The organism is Methylobacterium sp. AC690, from assembly GCF_979256535.1.
The window spans coordinates 98,804-115,300 of sequence record NZ_CEEDOX010000004.1 but is presented as its reverse complement, the minus strand read 5'-3'; the positions used below and the strand labels follow the sequence as shown (position 1 = coordinate 115,300).

General features: G+C 66.2%; 13 protein-coding genes. 7 read left to right on the top strand and 6 right to left on the bottom strand.

Translation table 11 applies throughout. From position 1 onward, the window contains the following. Window positions 1-16: 16 nt before the first annotated feature. Window positions 17-1,063: a threonine aldolase family protein gene (locus AC0IY1_RS06000; RefSeq protein WP_471768420.1), complete on the bottom strand. Its 1,047-nt coding sequence runs from the start codon at window positions 1,061-1,063 to the stop codon at window positions 17-19. 130 nt (window positions 1,064-1,193) lie between these two features. Here AC0IY1_RS06000 and AC0IY1_RS05995 point away from each other — a divergent pair, with 130 nt between their 5' ends. Both AC0IY1_RS05995 and AC0IY1_RS05990 read left to right on the top strand, forming a co-directional pair. Further along, window positions 1,194-4,208, top strand: coding sequence for an FAD-binding and (Fe-S)-binding domain-containing protein (locus AC0IY1_RS05995; RefSeq protein ID WP_471768419.1), 3,015 nt, complete (start codon window positions 1,194-1,196; stop codon window positions 4,206-4,208). Between the two features lie 108 nt (window positions 4,209-4,316). Beyond that, window positions 4,317-5,147, top strand: coding sequence for an oxidoreductase (locus AC0IY1_RS05990; RefSeq protein WP_471768416.1), 831 nt, complete (start codon window positions 4,317-4,319; stop codon window positions 5,145-5,147). A gap of 25 nt (window positions 5,148-5,172) precedes the next feature. Here AC0IY1_RS05990 and AC0IY1_RS05985 read toward each other — a convergent pair whose 3' ends face one another. After that, on the bottom strand, window positions 5,173-6,246 hold the full coding sequence (locus AC0IY1_RS05985) for a hypothetical protein (RefSeq protein WP_471768415.1): 1,074 nt from the start codon (window positions 6,244-6,246) through the stop codon (window positions 5,173-5,175). Between the two features lie 260 nt (window positions 6,247-6,506). Between AC0IY1_RS05985 and AC0IY1_RS05980 the strand changes: the two genes are divergently transcribed. Continuing rightward, entirely contained in the window at window positions 6,507-6,794 is a 288-nt protein-coding gene (locus AC0IY1_RS05980; protein ID WP_471768675.1) for a hypothetical protein, read from the top strand. A 29-nt stretch (window positions 6,795-6,823) separates the two neighbouring features. Here AC0IY1_RS05980 and AC0IY1_RS05975 read toward each other — a convergent pair whose 3' ends face one another. Beyond that, a complete protein-coding gene (locus AC0IY1_RS05975; protein WP_471768412.1) occupies window positions 6,824-7,543 on the bottom strand; it encodes a spermidine synthase in 720 nt (239 codons plus the stop codon). Between the two features lie 685 nt (window positions 7,544-8,228). Here AC0IY1_RS05975 and AC0IY1_RS05970 point away from each other — a divergent pair. Beyond that, the gene (locus AC0IY1_RS05970; RefSeq protein WP_103709127.1) at window positions 8,229-8,825 is read left to right on the top strand and encodes a DUF1003 domain-containing protein; all 597 of its coding nucleotides are present in this window, start codon (window positions 8,229-8,231) and stop codon (window positions 8,823-8,825) included. Between the two features lie 22 nt (window positions 8,826-8,847). Here AC0IY1_RS05970 and AC0IY1_RS05965 read toward each other — a convergent pair whose 3' ends face one another. From AC0IY1_RS05965 to AC0IY1_RS05955, 3 genes are all read right to left on the bottom strand, one after another. Beyond that, a complete protein-coding gene (locus AC0IY1_RS05965; RefSeq protein ID WP_103709126.1) occupies window positions 8,848-10,284 on the bottom strand; it encodes an MATE family efflux transporter in 1,437 nt (478 codons plus the stop codon). After that, window positions 10,277-12,190 (bottom strand): monovalent cation:proton antiporter-2 (CPA2) family protein, encoded by a 1,914-nt coding sequence (locus tag AC0IY1_RS05960; protein WP_471768409.1) that lies wholly within the window; start codon window positions 12,188-12,190, stop codon window positions 10,277-10,279. Before AC0IY1_RS05960 ends, AC0IY1_RS05965 begins: the two co-directional genes overlap by 8 nt. Window positions 12,191-12,379: 189 nt before the next feature. Then, on the bottom strand, window positions 12,380-12,709 hold the full coding sequence (locus tag AC0IY1_RS05955; RefSeq protein WP_103709124.1) for a DUF1127 domain-containing protein: 330 nt from the start codon (window positions 12,707-12,709) through the stop codon (window positions 12,380-12,382). Window positions 12,710-12,828: 119 nt separating this feature from the next. On the opposite strand from AC0IY1_RS05955, the gene AC0IY1_RS05950 reads away from it, so the two are divergent. From AC0IY1_RS05950 to thrB, 3 genes are all read left to right on the top strand, one after another. Then, window positions 12,829-14,253 (top strand): aminotransferase-like domain-containing protein, encoded by a 1,425-nt coding sequence (locus tag AC0IY1_RS05950; protein WP_471768406.1) that lies wholly within the window; start codon window positions 12,829-12,831, stop codon window positions 14,251-14,253. 137 nt (window positions 14,254-14,390) lie between these two features. Then, window positions 14,391-15,392: a 4-hydroxy-3-methylbut-2-enyl diphosphate reductase gene (gene ispH / locus AC0IY1_RS05945; RefSeq protein ID WP_055952574.1), complete on the top strand. Its 1,002-nt coding sequence runs from the start codon at window positions 14,391-14,393 to the stop codon at window positions 15,390-15,392. A 90-nt stretch (window positions 15,393-15,482) separates the two neighbouring features. Beyond that, window positions 15,483-16,463, top strand: a complete 981-nt coding sequence (thrB, locus tag AC0IY1_RS05940; protein WP_471768403.1) for a homoserine kinase — start codon at window positions 15,483-15,485, stop codon at window positions 16,461-16,463. Window positions 16,464-16,497 lie beyond the last annotated feature (34 nt).

The window sequence follows — 16,497 nt, the reverse complement described above, 5'->3', positions numbered from 1 at the left end:
ATCTTGGCGAAACGGCTCAGGCGAGGCGTCCCGACAGGCGCTCGGCCTCGGCGCGGATTACCTCGGCCGCCCGCAGGATGCCGGCTTCGTCCACCTCGAGATGGGTCGTGGCGCGGATCTGATGGGCCCCGATCGCCCGCACCCGGACATCCTGGGCGAGGCAGGCCTTGGCGAAGGCCGCGGCCGTGACGCCGAGGGGCTCGACCGAGAAGCACAGGATGTTGGACTGCGCCGCACCGGCGTCGATGGCGAGGCCGGGCGCCCCCGCGATCCGGTCGCGGAGCAGGGCCGCGTGGGCGTTGTCGCGGACGAGCTGTTCGCTGTGGTGATCGAGGGCGTAGAGGCCGGCCGCCGCCAGGATCCCGGACTGGCGCATGGCCCCGCCGAGGCGGTACTTCCAGCGCCAGGCCTCGGTGACGAACGCCTGCGTCCCGCACAGGACGGCGCCGACCGGGCAGCCGAGCCCCTTGCTCAGATCGATCCAGGCGCTGTCGAAGCCCTGGGCGTAGTCCTTCGCGGCGATGCCGGTGGCCGCCACCGCGTTGAGCAGCCGGGCCCCGTCGATATGCGCCCGCAGACCCTTCTCGTGGGCGATGTCGCGGATGCGCCGCATGTCCGGGAGCGCCCAGACCGAACCGCCGGAGAAGCTCGTGGTCTGCTCGATCGAGACCAGGGCGGAACGCGGCGCCGTGCGGGCGGGCGGGCGGATGGCCGCCGCGAAGGCCTCGGGCGTGTAGACGCCCGCCGGGGTCCTGAGGGCCATCACCGAGACGCCCCCGATGGCGGCCGAGCCGGCGGCCTCCGTGTTGTAGATGTGGGACTGGTCGTCGACGATGATCTCGTCGCCGGGTCGGGTCTGCACCAGGATCGACACCAGGTTGCACATCGTGCCGGACGGCATGAAGACGCCCGCCTCCTGTCCAAGGAGGTCCGCTACCCGTTCGCAGAGCGCCAGGGTGGTCGGGTCGGAATCGGACTGCTCATCCCCCACCTCGGCCCGCGCCATGGCGTCCCGCATCCCCGCCGTGGGCCGCGTCTGGGTGTCGCTGAACAGGTCGATCATCTTGCAAGCCCATTTGCATTCAAAATATCACCGTATCTTAGCTCCGGCGGCTCAGACCGCCACCCCATCCGGCGGCCGCAGCCCGGCATTCCGATCCGGCTGCGCACCCGCAACGCGAGGACGATGAAGCATGACCGCCACGGCTGAGCCATCGACCCCGCCGCGGGCGGCGACCAGCACGCCCCGCGCGGCCACGCGACAGAATGCCGGACTCGCCAGGCGGCTGGCCGAGGCCCTGCAGGGCGAGGCCCGCTTCGATTCCTTCACCCGTGGACGCTACGCCACCGATGCCTCGATCTACCAGATCATCCCGGCCGGCGTGGTCCTGCCCCGGTCCGCCGCCGACATCGCCGCGACGCTGAAGATCGCGGCCGAGCATGACGTGCCCGTCATCATGCGCGGCGGCGGCACCTCTCAGAACGGGCAGCCGATCGGGCACGGCCTCGTGGTCGATTGCTCGCGCCACTTCAACGGCATCACCGCCTACGACCCCGCGGGGGGCACCATCACGGTCGAGCCCGGCATGGTGCTGGAACGCCTGAACACCCGGGTGAAGGCGGATGGCTGGTTCTTCCCGGTGGAGCCCTCCACCGCCACCCGCTGCACCATCGGCGGCATGGCCGGCAACAATTCCTGCGGCGCGCGCTCCCTCCGCTTCGGCAAGATGAGCGACAACGTCCTGGCCATCGAGGCCATGTTCCCCGACGGCACGCCCTTCGGCTTCGGTCTCACGGGCAACGACAGCACCGGCGTGACCGGCCCCGACCGGGCCGAGCACCTCGCCGCCGCGATGCGGGCCCTCGCCGAGGCGGAGCGCGACGAGATCCTGGCCCGGTATCCGCGCGTGCAGCGCCGGGTCGGCGGCTACAACCTCGATGCCCTGATCGAGGCCCGGCCGAACCTCGCCCACCTCCTGGTCGGCTCCGAGGGCACCCTGGCGGCCACCACCGGCGTCACCCTGAAGCTGTCCCGCCTGCCGGCCCACCGGGTCATGGGCGTCTGCCACTTCCCGTCCTTCCGCTCCGCCATGGAGACCACGAAGGCGCTGGTCGACCTCGGCCCGGTGGCGGTGGAACTCGTCGACAACAACGTGCTGGTCCTCGGGGCCGACATCCCGCTGTTCCGCACGACGCTCGCCGACATCACCCGCGGCACGCCGAACTGCCTGCTGCTGGTGGAATTCGCCGGCGACGACCGCGACGCGCTGCTGGCCGACCTCAGGCGCCTCGACGCCTGCATGAGCGACCACGGCTTCCGGAACGCCGTGGTGGAGGTGCCCGAGCCGGTCCGGCAGAAATCGGTCTGGGAGGTGCGCGAGGCCTGCCTCAACATCATGATGTCGATGAAGGGCGACGCCAAGCCGGTCTCCTTCATCGAGGATTGCGCGGTGCCCCTGGAGCACCTGGCCGACTACACCGACACCGTCACCGAGGTCTTCACCCGCCACGGCACCCGCGGCACGTGGTATGCCCATGCCTCGGTGGGCTGCCTGCACGTGCGCCCGATCCTCGACATGAAGCAGGGCGGCGACGTCGCCAAGATGCGGGCCATCGCCGAGGAGGCCAGCGCCGCCGTCCGCCGCTTCAAGGGCTCCTATTCCGGCGAGCACGGCGACGGCATCTCGCGCTCCGAATACATCGAGCCGATGTTCGGAGCCCGGCTCACCCGCGCCTTCGAGACGGTCAAGGACGGCTTCGACCCGGACAACCGCCTGAACCCCGGCAAGATCGTCCGGCCCCTGCGGATGGACGACCGCGCGCTGATGCGCTTCCAGCCCGGCTACGCGGTGACCCAGCCCGCCGCCACGGCCCTCGACTGGTCGGACTGGGGCGGGTTCGGCCCGGCGGTCGAGATGTGCAACAGCAACGGCACCTGCCGGAAGCTCGCCGGCGGCGCCATGTGCCCCTCCTACCGGGTCACCAAGGACGAGCAGCACCTCACCCGGGGCCGGGCCAATTCCCTGCGGCTGGCGATCTCGGGCCAGCTCGGGGCGGACGCCTTCACCAGCCCCGAGATGAAGCGGACCCTGGATCTCTGCGTCTCGTGCAAGGCCTGCCGCCGCGAATGCCCCACCGGCGTCGACATGGCCAAGATGAAGATCGAGTTCCTGCACCATTACCACGCCCGGCACGGCCTGCCCCTGAAGGAACGCCTCGTGGCGGCGCTCCCGCTCTACGCCAGCACGGCCGCGCGGCTGGCACCCCTCCTCAACCTGCGCGACCGCCTGCCGGCCCTGGCCCGGCTGTCCGAGCGCTGGGTCGGCCTCTCGGCCCGCCGGACCCTGCCGCAATGGCGTCGGCCCTGGCACGAATCCGGCGAGCCGGCGCATCCCGGCGACGTGAGCGGCGACTTCCGCGACGTCGTCCTGTTCGGCGACACCTTCAACCGGGCCTTCGAGCGCGAGAACCTGGAGGCGGCCGAGCGGGTGCTGCTCGCGGCCGGCTACCGCCTGCACCGGGTCTTCCCCCATCGCGGCCGCCGCCCGCTCTGCTGCGGGCGGACCTACCTCGCATCGGGCCAGACCGACCGGGCCCGCGCCGAGGCCCGGCGCACGCTGGCCGCGCTGCTGCCGTTCATACGCGCCGGGGCCCGGGTCGTCGGCCTCGAGCCGTCCTGCCTCCTCACCTTCCGGGACGAGTTCACCGCGCTGCTTCCGGGCCCCGAGGCCGCCGAGCTCGGGCGCGCGAGCTTCCTGTTCGAGGAGTTGCTCGCCGCCGACCTCAAGGCCGGACGCATCGACCTGCCGCTCGCCGACCAGGGCGGCCGGGTCGCCCATCTCCACGGCCATTGCCACCAGAAAGCCTTCGCCGCCATGGGTGCGGTGGAGACGGTCCTGCGTGCGGTGCCCGGTCTCGATGTCCGCCCGATCGAGTCGAGCTGCTGCGGCATGGCCGGCGCCTTCGGCTACGGCGCCGAGACCATCGACGTGTCCCTGGCCATGGCCGAGCTGTCGCTGTTCCCGGCCCTGCGCCAGGCCGGACCCGACGATCTCGTGGTCGCCGACGGTACGAGTTGCCGCCATCAGATCCACGACGGCCTCGGTCTGACCGCACGTCACGTCGCGCGCGTTCTGGACGACGCCCTTGTGACCTCGACACGTCCTTCGCCCGCGTTGCGAAACGGAAAGCCGTTTTTGCCGCTGTAATACCAACGACGCGCGTGTGCCACGACACGCGCGTCGGCTTGCCGTTTTAGATTATGTACGTCATTTAAAAGGGGAGGGCCGGCGGATCGGACCCGCTGGGAGAGCGTCATGAGCCAAGCCATTCGCAAGCAGCCCGTCCGCAGGACGGCCATCGTCACCGGAGCCTCCTCCGGCATCGGTCTCGCCAGCGTGCGGGCCCTCCACAAGGCCGGCTATCGGGTGTTCGGGACGAGCCGGCGCAGCAGCACCGTCCTGGGCGATGCCGGCACCCTCCTGACCTGCGATATCACCGACGAGGCGTCGGTCGCCGCCATGGTGAAGACCGTGCTCGACGAGACCGGCCGGATCGATCTTCTCGTCAACAATGCCGGCTTCGGCATCAGCGGCGGCGCCGAGGAATCCTCGATCGCCCAGGCACAGGATCTCTTCGACGTGAACCTGTTCGGCGTGATCCGGGCCATCCGCGCGGTGCTTCCGACGATGCGCGCCCAGAGGAGCGGACGCATCATCAACATCAGTTCCGTCCTCGGCCTGATCCCGGCCCCCTACATGGCGCTCTACGCCGCCAGCAAGCACGCAGTGGAAGGCTATTCGGAATCCCTCGACCACGAGGTGCGCAGTCAGGGCATCCGCATCGTCCTAGTCGAGCCGGCCTATACCCGCACGGCCTTCGACCAGAACCTGCTCGTCCCCGATGCTCAACTCGAGCTGTATGCCGAGGCTCGCGCCGGTGCCGACCGGACGATGCGTGAGGCCATGGCGACCGCCGATGCGCCCGAGACCGTGGCCGACACCGTGCTCGCCGCGGCCGAGGCCTCGGTGCCGCAGCGCCGCTACACCGCCGGCAAGGTCGCGCGCCAGATCAGCCTGCTTCGGCGCTTCGCCCCCGCCCACCTCTTCGACAAGAGCCTCCGCAAGCAGATGCACCTGCCGAACTGAGGCAAGGGCTCTGCGCGACCGTCTCTCAGAACTCCATACCGAACTTGACCCGGACGTTGTGCCGCTCGAACTGGTTCAGGCCGAGTGCGCGGCCAGCCAGGGTCGGGTCGGTATCGCGGCCCCAGACCTGCCCTGCATACGCCACCGTGAGCCAGATCTTCTCGGTGAAGCGGTGGTGCAGGGCAGGGCCGACAAACAGCGCCTCGCTTTCCAAGTCATTGAGAAACGTGCCGTTATAGCCCCGCAGGTAGCGGACCTCCGGCCCCAGATAGGTGCTCTCCCCGACGCGGGCGATCAGGGCGTTCGACCAGAGGAAGGTCGATGACCGGTAACCCGGTGCGTCGGGACCGCGCTGGCGACCGGCAGCCGGTTCGAAGCTGATGTTGCTGCCATACCAGAGCTTGTTCGGCACAAGCTGGAGATCGAGTTGGAGCACGGTCTCCATGTCGAAGATGTCGGCACCATTTCCCTCGATCGGCAGGACGCGGGCGAAGCGCGGCCGGAGTTCGAGGGCAAGCCCGAGCGGCTGATCCTTGTCGCCCTTGAGGAACTGGTACTTCACCTCCACGGAAACCCCATCGAACGTCCCATAGGACTTGTCGTCGAGGTCGATGATGTTGCGCACCTGACGGAATGTGCCGAACGCGCCGAATTCGATGCTCAAGCGGTCGATGGGGTCGAACTGGTAGCCGAACTTGGTGTCGAGCACCCGGTAGTGGCCACCGCCGGGACCCGATAGCCGCTTGCCCAGGCGGGAAATCGTATCCACGACGACCTCCTGCTCGCCCTTCTCACCAGCATCGGAGCCTTCGGTGAAGCCGAAAAGATGCTCGGTATCGACATCCTGGGACTTGCCGTCGTTGCCGCCGCCCTTGCCGCCCTGCGTGTCCTTGCTCGCCTTCGATTCCTGACGGTCCGCTTGGCCCCTCTGCGCCGGGACATTCTTTCGGGCAGAGCCTGTCGGGCCGTCCTTCGGCGCCTTGCTCGATCGTTTAACCGTTGCAGGCTCGTCGTTCTCCGCGGCGCCTGCGACTGTCGACGACAGCGCTATGACCACACCAATGATAGATAGGATCGAACGCACACAACCCGCAGTCATCAGGCGAAATCCTGCTTCGGCCCCCAACTTGATGACTGGTGGACCCTCGTGATGACCTTAGACACGCCCGCGCTGTTCCTGCCTGCTGCGGATGAGACACAGATCGAGAAAATGACGATGTCGGTGGATTAAGAACACAGCTTCCTGGGCGCGGGAGGCGCGGAAGAGATCGCATCGGCAATTTACCGTGTCCGCTTGGTCCGCTCGGAACGGGTGCGATGCGCGAGGGTTTCCTCGACGCATCAGCCGGGAGATTGAACATGCGGATCATTGCGACAGCGTCGGCCCTCGCCCTCCTCACCTTCGGGAGCGTCGGAGCGGCCGAGGCAAAGGGGTGCATCAAGGGCGCGATCATCGGCGGACTCGCCGGGCACTACCTGGCCGAGCGTGGCGTCGTCGGGGCAGTCGCGGGCTGCCTCGGCGGACGCTATCTGGCCAATCGTCAGGCGAAGCGGCAACGCGACATCGATTACGGCTCGCGCGTGGAGTCACGCGGCACGGGGTATGGGCAGTACCAGGGGCCGCCGCGCCGCAACTACAGCTACTGAAACCGGGCACCTGTCCTGCGCGATCGAGCTCAGGCCCTTGTTCCCAGCGACGCGAACCGCAGCGGAGCAGCGGGACGCGTCGCCATCCAGAGAACGTGGCGCGGTCCGCTTACCCCGCCGTTGGCACGGATTCGAAATTCGTCGACGGCAAAGCCATGCAGGCGCAGGCGCGCCTTGAAGCGCCGGTCGGGTTTGCCCGACCAGACGGCGAGAACGCCGCCGCTCCGCAGGGCATAATGTGCCCGCTTCAGACCCCACGCGTCGTAGAGGCGATCATTTTCCCGTCGGGTCATGCCGGACGGACCGTTGTCGACATCCAGCAGGATCGCATCGAAGCGCTCGGGCCCTGATTGGATCAGGCGATTGACGTCCGACTCGATGATTTCAACGCGTGGGTCGTCGAGACTGTCACCGAACAGATGGGCGAGGGGGCCCCGGGCCCAGGCAACAACGGCAGGGATCAATTCGGCGACAACGATCTTTGCATCCGGTCCAAGGGCGCCCAGGGCTGCGCGCAAGGTGAAACCCATGCCCAATCCACCGATCAGGATGCGCGGCGCCGCGCGACCAGCAAGGCGTTCACACGCAATGGTCCCAAGGGCCTGTTCCGAGCCGCGATCGAGGTTCGTCATGAGTTCCGCATTCCCGACCTGGATCGAGTAGGCGTCTCCCTGCCGCAGCAGGTTCAGCGGAGCAGAACTACCGGGTATGACGCTGGTGTCACAAAGGACCCAGGGGGGTGAGGACATCGACGCTGGACTCCGTCCGCGACATCGTTCGGACGCGGCTGCCACCGGGTCATCCGAAATCGCGTGGAGGTCAACCTCAACAGGCGCAGCGCTCGTTCATCGCGTGGCCTGGCCAGGAGGCCTTCCACAACCTGGATATCGCAAGCTTGAGGCGTGGAATTCTGGACTTGCGGACTGACGCCGCCGTACGGCCAACGGGTTCGGCGCTCGATCTTGATCCTGGCCACAGCCAAACGACCGTCTTGGATTGTCCGGGCCTCGGTCGAGAGGGAGAAGGCTGCGTGAACCGGTCCGATCCGTCAGGCGGCGGAATGACTCCATCGGGAGGCTCGTTCGGGCCAGGAAACCGATTTCCTGGACGGATTTGACGATGCTGCACCCGACGACCTCGTCGGCGCAGATCCGGAAGTCCTGGGCCATGCATGGTAGGCTGATCGGTCTGCGATAAGAGAGGCCTACCGCATCCAGGTTCCTGACGAAGTGGACGGTCTCCCGGATCCCTATGATCTGGGGCGTTCGTGTCCTGAGCCTCCGCGTCCGTTCATCCCCGCTGAGGGACATCCATCTCGATCGGAAATGGCCCGAACGCCGCGAAGCATTGGCAAAGATTGGGGATCAGGGACGGTTTAGAAGCGGTTGAATCCCAGACGACACCCTCATCCAGCACTTCGTCTGTGAAGTCCCGATGGCCCCTGGAACACTGCATCGATCGCAGGACGCGGATCCGACCCGGCCGACCTACCCGCCGCCGCAGCCGGACGGCCTGTCTCCGGCCCTGGCGCGCAACATACGTGCACTGCAGGAGCGACGTGCGCAGGACGAGCAGCGTGCGAGCCGAGCAGACCGAATTGCCGAGATGATCACCCGGTTCACCGGGAGCATGGCTTTCGTCGTCCTGCACGTTCTGGTGTTCGGCCTGTGGACCCTGGTCAACGCCGGTCTACTGCCTGTGCTGCCACGCTGGGACGCGAGCTTCGTCATCCTTGGCACCACTGCCTCGGTGGAGGCGATCTTTCTCTCGACCTTCGTTCTCATCAGCCAGAACCGCATGGCGGTCGCCGCCGCAAAGCGCGCGGACCTCGATCTGCACATCGGGCTCCTGGCCGAGCACGAGGTCACCAAGCTGGTGACGATGGTCTCGGCGATCACCAATCACCTTGGCATCGCCACCGAGGCAGATGCCGAGGTCGACGAACTCACTCAGGATGTGTCTCCGAACGTCGTCCTCGACACCATCGAGGGGACGGATTTAGCTCGATCCAGGGGTACTACGGCTCGTTGAAAATCCCCGCCACTGGCACGAGTCAGATCAGGGCGCCGGACTGCGCGGGTGCAGCGGCGCGGGTGGAATCCGTGCCGGCATTCGACGCCTTGACGGCATTGGTCGGGGAGAGCACGACCCCGGCCCGGCGCTCCAAAGTGACGACGGTGCGGAAGGCGAGGGCGATGCCCACGAGACCGAACAGGATCGAGCCGAGGCCAACCCCGGCGATGACGCCCTTGGGACCGAACAAATGCGCGCCGATCAGGGCTGGCGGCACGGTGCCTAGGGTGGCCCGTCCCCAATTCAGGGCCGTCGAATAGAATGGGAAGCCGAGATTGTTGAACGAGGCATTGGCCAGGAACAGCAGCCCGGTAAAGAACCAGACACCCCCGCTGACGAGACAGAAGAATCCAAACAGGTCAGCGGCGACACCCTCGAGCGCAAAGAGGCGTATCAGAGGGCCGGCTCCCAGGATCAGCGCCATCCAGACCACCAGCACGTAGACGGCGGTGACCAGCGTACCGTCACGCAGAACACCGCGCATTCGATCGTAACGGGCCGCACCCCAGTTCTGGCCCAGGATCGGTCCGATCGAACCAGACATGGCGAAGAGGCCGCCGAACGCCACCGGGGTCAAGCGGTCGACCACCACGTTTCCGGCAACCGCGACAGCGCCGAACTTCGCGAGCGCGTGGGCGATGAAGGCGCTTGCCACGGAAGGTGCGAGGTTCGTCAGCACCGCCGGCAGGGCGATCCGCATCACGACGGGAGCATCCGCGATGATGTCAGCGAGCTTCGGTTGCGTGAGCATCCGGTGCTGGCGGACACCCCACAGACCGATCACCGCAAATGTGGCGCGGGCAAAACACGTGGTGATGGCTGCCCCATCGACGCCGAGACCAGCACCAAAAATCAGTAGCGGGTCGAGCCCGGCGGTGACGATGGCGCCGCCCAGGGTGACGTACATGGCCTGACGAGCCGCGCCGACCGCTCGCAGCAGGCCGGAAAACATCATGCCGGGCCCCATCAGCAGGTTGGAGGGCAGCGTGATCCAGAGAAAGCGTGTCGCTATCGGAAGAGTCTCAGCATCGGCTCCAATCCAGCTCAGCACCGTAGGCAGGCAGGGCAGCATCGCCACGACAAGGAGGCCGGAGACCACGATTCCCTGGATGGTCCCGGAGGTAGCGAGGCGCCGCGCACCCGCTTCATCACCGGCCCCGATGGCTCGGGAAACGAGAGCACCGGCTGCGATCATCAGGCCGATATTGATAGCGATGGCAAAGAACTGGACGATGGTGGCAAAGCCCACCGCTGCCGTCAGCGTCGGATCTCCAAGCTTGGAGACGTAGAGCAAGGAAAGGAAGTCAACGACGAAGATCGCCATGAGCCCGACCGAGCCAGTTGCGCTCATCGTCACCACGTGACGGAGAATCGAGCCCTCGACGAACCGCGCCGATCCGGCTGTCGCCTCAGGCATCCGTTCGGGCCTCCTGCTGCTGACTTTGGTAGTCATCATCAGTCTCAAGGGTGCGGGTCGCGGCCTCTCGCCTCTGGGATCCAATGATGTCGCGCGTCTCCGCATTCAGCGCGCGGGAAGGCCGCTTCGGCTCCGTCAGGGGCTCGGGCTTGATCTCGTTAAGGCCACGGGCCCAACTCATCGTATCAGTCAGAGCGCCTGCCTGCTGCAGCACGAGGCGCGCAACGTCGCGCTTACGAACGTCCTCCGCGGTAGCGGCGGCCGCCTCCGGGCTGAGACCGAGACCCTCAAGGGTCGCGCGACCGAAGGCGAGAGCGGATTCGACGGTTTCGCGGAGCTGAAAGTCGACGTCCCGGTTCATCAGCTCGACGGCGTGCGTGCGGTCGAAGGCCCGCACGTAAGTGCGCACGCTGGAGAATTCCTCGTGCACGATATCGACGATTTTCAGCGCGGCCTCGCTGTCATCGACGCAGATGCAGAGGAGCTCGGCCCGTCCGATGCCGGCGGCGCGCAGGACATCGAGGCGAGTCCCGTCCCCATAGTAGATGCGGAACCCAAAGCGTGCGGCGCTGCGGATCTGATCCACGTCCTTGTCGATCACCGTGACGCTAACGCCTTCAGCCAGCAGCACCTGCGTCAGGATTTGGCCGAAACGCCCGAAGCCGATGACGAGCACGCGGGCCTCGGTGCTCTCAATGGCCTCCGGCACCGCCTCCGGCCCTTCGGGACGTCGGGCAAGCCCAGCGTCCAGAGCCTTCGCCGCCACTGGACCGACCAGCATGGTCAGAGCCGCGAGCGCCACGGCAAAGCGTGTGCTCGCAGGATCCACGAGGCCGAGCTCACCGCCCGCCGGCAAAAGCACGAATGCAAATTCTCCGGCCGGTGCCAGGATGGCACCCCCGCGCACCGCATCGAGCCAAGGCGAGCCGAACAAGCGGAACAGGCCGGCCACCAACGCGACCTTAAGCAGGATCGCACCGGCTGTTGCCCCCAGCAGGGTCGGCCATTCGGCCTTGAGGAGGCCACCATCAATGGACATGCCCACGCTCATGAAGAAGAGGCCAAGCAGCATGCCGCGGAACGGCTCGATGTCGGCCTCGAGCTGATGGCGGAAGTTGGATTCGGCCAGAAGCACTCCAGCCAAGAACGCGCCCATCGCCATCGATAGGCCGACATGCTCCATCAGCATCGCGGTTCCAAGCACCACGAGGAGGGCAGCCGCCGTCATGACTTCGCGGGCCCCACTGGCTGCGAGCAGACCGAAGAATGGATTGAGGCCATAGCGCCCGACCAGCACGACGGCGAGGATCGCCGCGCCCACCGTGCCGGTGGATTGCAGAGCCGAGAGGAGCCAGCCATCGCCGCCGCCCGTGCCGGATGAAGCGACCAAAGGCATCAGCGCCAGGATGGCAACCACGGAGATGTCTTGAAACAGCAGCACCGCAAAGGCTCGGCCGCCATAGGGCGTCCCCATGTCGCCGCGCTCTTCCAGCAATTGCAGCGCGACGGCTGTGGCCGAGAGGGCGAGAGCGATGCCGATGACGAGGCTGGCCGAAGGCTTGGTCCCCATCAGGATCCCGACGCCTGCCAGAGCTGCCGAGCAGACAATGAGCTGGGCAGTGCCGAGGCCGAAGATGTCCCGCCGCATCGAAACGAGTCGTGAGATTTGTAATTCGAGCCCAACGATGAAGAGCAACAGCACTACGCCGAGTTCAGCGACGCTCGCAGCCGTCTCTGGCTCCGCGATCAGCGAGAAGCCAAAGGGCCCAATCACTACACCGGCAACGAGGTAGCCGAGCACGGCGCTTTGGCCGATGAGGCGAAAGATCGGCACGCCGATCACCGCCGCCGACAGGAACGTCAGCACGGGAGGCAGGAAGCTGACGTGGGTCGCGGCGCTTGCCATGAAAATCCGAGGTTGGATGAGAATCCCAGACGGCGATGGACCACCCCATTCAGAGCGATCCGGGCTCGCCAGGCGGCTCCGTCTTAACCAGCAGGGGCCCAGCCGTCACGTGCACAGGGAGGGGAAGCTTACCGCAAACACTCGCTTGAACGTCCCACAGTGCGAATCGGCACTTTCCCGGATTCGGCGTCAGTGACGCCGCGGCGGCCAACCTCCGCGCGGAATGCTCCGGCTCGCCCGGCGCTCATTTCGGCGGTCGACCAGAAAATCCGACGCGTCACCTTCGACCAGCAGGATCCCTGCATCGAGCACGTCCTGGCGGCTGAGACCGATGTCCCGAAGTTCGCGATCCGACATCGCCGATAGCTGACGGACGACCCTGCGGTTAATGGCAGTGCGGGAAATCCCTGAAGCCACAGCAGCCAACCCGGCGCTTAACCAGGCCCTAAGTGCCGCTACGGCGGTCAGTGTCCTGCCCGCAGTGACAGGTCCAGCCTTGAGCTGAGTAAAGCCGTGCATGGGGTGCGTCCTCTCGTGATGTACGGGCCGATGCCGCGACCATGCGTGGCGGGGGATAGTCGTGATAGGGACAGTCCAGTACGGTTGGATTGAATCGTCCGGCGCGAGGATCAGGACAGATGAAGGTGTCCCCCGTGTCCAAGCTCACCTTGGTCGAGACCGTGGCGGCGGAGGTCACGGATCGGATCAACAGCCGCCAGCTCATGCCCGGCGCACGCCTGCCCTCGGTCCGGGCCTTCGCCGAAGCCATGGGGGTCTCGAAGTCCACCGTCGTCGAGGCCTATGACCGGCTCGGGGCCGAAGGCACGATCGTGGCCCGGCGCGGCTCGGGCTTCTACGTGGCGGGTAAGACCCGACCGCTCTGTCTCAAAGCAGTAGGGCCTCAGCTCGACCGGGCGGTGGATCCGCTTTGGATCACCCGACAATCCATGCAGGCCGGCCCGGACCTCGTAATGCCGGGCTCCGGCTGGTTGCCGTCAGCCTGGATGCCAAGCCAGGCGATCCGGCGCGGCCTTCGACAGCTCGCACGCGGTCCGGAGACCAACCTGGTCTCACACGATCAGCCCCTCGGCTTTCCACCTCTACGCGCACAGATCGCACGGCGCTTGGCGGAGAAAGGGGTTGAGGCCGGCGCCGATCAGGTGGTGCTGGTCGATTCGGCGACGCAGGCTCTCGACCTGCTCTGCCGATTCCTGCTTGAAGCCGGCGATACGGTACTGGTCGACGATCCGTGCTACTTCAACTATCACGGACTCCTCAGAGCGAAGCGCGCCCGGGTTGTTGGTGTGCCGATGACCCCGAACGGTCCTGATCTCGCGACCCTCGCCATGCACCTCGCTGAGCATCGGCCGCGCTTCTACGTCATCAATTCCGCGCTCCAGAACCCGACCGGATCCATCCTCGCGCCCGCGGTCGCCCATCGCATCCTGAAGCTCGCTGAGGCGCACGATACCCTTATCATCGAGGATGACATCTTTGGAGATTTCGAGAGTGAGCCGTCTCCACGCCTGGCCGGTTTTGACGGGTTAGAGCGGGTCATCCAGATCGGAAGCTTCTCGAAGACGCTGTCGGCCGCCATCCGTTGCGGTTTCATTGCGCTGCGCGAGGACTGGGTCGAGCCACTGGTCGATCTCAAGCTCGCGATGAGCCTGGGGAACAGTCATCTGTCGGCGAGCCTGATGCACCGGCTCCTGACAGACGGCACATACCGCCGACACCTCGCCGAGGTCCGCGAGAAGTTGGGACGGGCGACGGCGCCGGCCCTTCGGCACCTCGAAGAATGTGGACTGAAGGCGTGGCTGGAGCCGTCCGGAGGCTTCTTCCTGTGGATGCAGCTGCCGGATGGGGTCGATTCGGCGGACGTCGCTCGGTGCGCTCTTGCACGCGGACTCGTGCTCGCTCCCGGAGGCGCTTTCAGCCCCTCGTCACTCGGCAACAGTTTCCTACGCTTCAACGTAGCCCAGTGCACCGACCCACGTATGATTCCTATGCTCGAGACTTCCCTTGCCGAGGGCGCGATGGCGCGGCCCAAGCGGGTGGCCTAGCGCGCGTATTACGGAGAGTTCCCTGGGTCCTGTGAGTCACGTGCACTCGCTTTCGCTGGACCGCAGGTGCCCGCGGGGGACTTTTCCGTTATGACAGGTTGACAGGGGCGCCCCCGCCTCGCCACATCCCGGCTATCATGAGCGACGCGAATCTGACGACTTCCTCTGCCTCCGGTGACACGGTTAAGCCGCCTCTGGAGATCCTGCTCTGTGCGCCGCGCGGTTTCTGCGCCGGAGTCGTGCGGGCGATCGACGTAGTTGAGCGGGCGCTCGCCATCTACGGACCTCCGGTCTATGTCCGCCATGAGATCGTCCACAACAAGTACGTCGTTGAGAGTCTGAAACGGAAGGGCGCCGTGTTCGTCCGCGAACTCGACGAGGTCCCCGACGGCTCCGCTCCGGTGATCTTCTCGGCGCACGGCGTCGCCAAGACGGTGCCGCACAACGCTGATTCCCGCGGCCTCACCACCATCGACGCCACCTGCCCGCTGGTGACGAAAGTTCATCGCGAGGCGGAGATCCACCACAAGCGCGGTCGTCACGTTCTGCTCGTTGGCCATTCCGGTCATCCGGAGGTGGTCGGCACCATGGGTCAGCTGCCAAAGGGCTCGATCACGCTGGTCGAGGATCTCGACCAGATCGCCGCTCTTGAACCAGAGAACCGCGACAACCTCGCGTGGGTGACGCAGACAACTCTGTCGGTGGACGACACCCACCATATCGTCGAGGCGCTGAAGAAGAAGTTCCCGACGATCACCGGCCCGCACAAGGACGATATCTGCTACGCCACCACCAATCGTCAGGAGGCGGTGAAGCAGGTGGCGCCGTTGGTCGATGCGGTCATCGTGGTCGGCTCGTCGAACTCGTCGAACTCGCAGCGCCTGCGCGAAGTCGCTGAGCGCGTCGGCTGCCCGATCACCCGGCTGGTGCTGCGCGCCGAGGAAATCGATTGGCCAGCCTTCGAGGGCATTCGCAAACTTGGTCTCACGGCCGGAGCTTCCGCGCCGGAAGTGCTGGTGGAGGAAATTATCGACGCCTTTGCAGCACGCTACACCGTGACGGTGGATACGGTCTCGACGGTGGTCGAAGATATGTCCTTCCCGTTGCCGCGCGAACTGCGTAGCGAAGCCGCGGAATAGGCGGACAGCGCTCCCGATCGATCCGTCTTCAGCAGGGGCGCCATTCGGCGCCCTTGTCCATTTTGTCCCGAAATTTCAAGCGAACAAGCCGTGGCAGTCTACACCGAGGTCTCCGACGCGGCGCTGACCGCCTTTCTTGCGGCCTACGACATTGGAACGCTGCTCTCATACAAGGGCATCGCCGAAGGCGTGGAGAACACGAATTTCTATCTCCACACCACCGGCGGCTCCTTCATCCTAACCCTATACGAGAAGCGCGTCAGGGCGGACGATTTGCCGTTCTTCCTCAACTTGATGGAACACCTCGCCGCCCGAGGCCTCGCTTGCCCACAGCCGATCCGCGATCGCACCGGATTCGCACTGGGTGAGCTCTGCGGTCGCCCCGCGGTGATCGTGACTTTCCTCGATGGCGTTTCGGTGAAGCAACCCGGTATCGATCACTGCCACGCCCTCGGCCGCGCGCTCGCAGGGTTGCACGCGGCGGGAGCCGATTTTGGGATGCGGCGCGTCAACAATCTCTCCGTAGATGCGTGGGAACCGCTCTTTCGCCTCGCTGAGCCTCAGGCGGAGACCGTTTCACCCGGTTTGACCGAACGCGTTCTGGGTGACCTCGCGGTGCTACAGCGCTCCTGGCCCTCGGGCCTACCCTGTGGCGTGATCCATGCCGACCTGTTCACCGACAACGTCTTCTTCATCGGAGACGAACTGTCGGGGCTGATCGACTTCTATTTCGCCTGCACCGACGCCTTCGCTTACGATCTGGCCATCAGCCTCAATGCCTGGTGCTTCGAGGCGGACGGCAGATTTCACCGCGACATGGGTGCGGCCCTGATCGCCGGGTACGAAGCGGTGCGTCCCCTGGTCTCCGCCGAGGTCACGGCTTTGCCGATCCTTTGCCGGGGCGCCGCCCTGCGCTTCATGCTGACCCGCCTCGTCGACTGGCTCAATGTGCCGGCCGGAGCCCTGGTCCGGCCGAAGGATCCTCTGGAATACGACCGTAGGCTGAACTTCCATCGCACCACGACGGACGCGCGGGATTACGGTTGGGCCGGTCCGGGACAGTCGGCCTAGCTCCCTGCAGAGGCAAATCATGCTCATGGCGCGG

Coding starts and splice junctions, on each gene's coding strand:
- AC0IY1_RS06000 (WP_471768420.1), bottom strand. CDS start 1,063: ATGATCGACCTGTTCAGCGACACCCAGACGCGGCCCACGGCGGGGATG.
- AC0IY1_RS05995 (WP_471768419.1), top strand. CDS start 1,194: ATGACCGCCACGGCTGAGCCATCGACCCCGCCGCGGGCGGCGACCAGC.
- AC0IY1_RS05990 (WP_471768416.1), top strand. CDS start 4,317: ATGAGCCAAGCCATTCGCAAGCAGCCCGTCCGCAGGACGGCCATCGTC.
- AC0IY1_RS05985 (WP_471768415.1), bottom strand. CDS start 6,246: ATGACTGCGGGTTGTGTGCGTTCGATCCTATCTATCATTGGTGTGGTC.
- AC0IY1_RS05980 (WP_471768675.1), top strand. CDS start 6,507: ATGCGGATCATTGCGACAGCGTCGGCCCTCGCCCTCCTCACCTTCGGG.
- AC0IY1_RS05975 (WP_471768412.1), bottom strand. CDS start 7,543: ATGTCCTCACCCCCCTGGGTCCTTTGTGACACCAGCGTCATACCCGGT.
- AC0IY1_RS05970 (WP_103709127.1), top strand. CDS start 8,229: ATGGCCCCTGGAACACTGCATCGATCGCAGGACGCGGATCCGACCCGG.
- AC0IY1_RS05965 (WP_103709126.1), bottom strand. CDS start 10,284: ATGCCTGAGGCGACAGCCGGATCGGCGCGGTTCGTCGAGGGCTCGATT.
- AC0IY1_RS05960 (WP_471768409.1), bottom strand. CDS start 12,190: ATGGCAAGCGCCGCGACCCACGTCAGCTTCCTGCCTCCCGTGCTGACG.
- AC0IY1_RS05955 (WP_103709124.1), bottom strand. CDS start 12,709: ATGCACGGCTTTACTCAGCTCAAGGCTGGACCTGTCACTGCGGGCAGG.
- AC0IY1_RS05950 (WP_471768406.1), top strand. CDS start 12,829: ATGAAGGTGTCCCCCGTGTCCAAGCTCACCTTGGTCGAGACCGTGGCG.
- ispH (WP_055952574.1), top strand. CDS start 14,391: ATGAGCGACGCGAATCTGACGACTTCCTCTGCCTCCGGTGACACGGTT.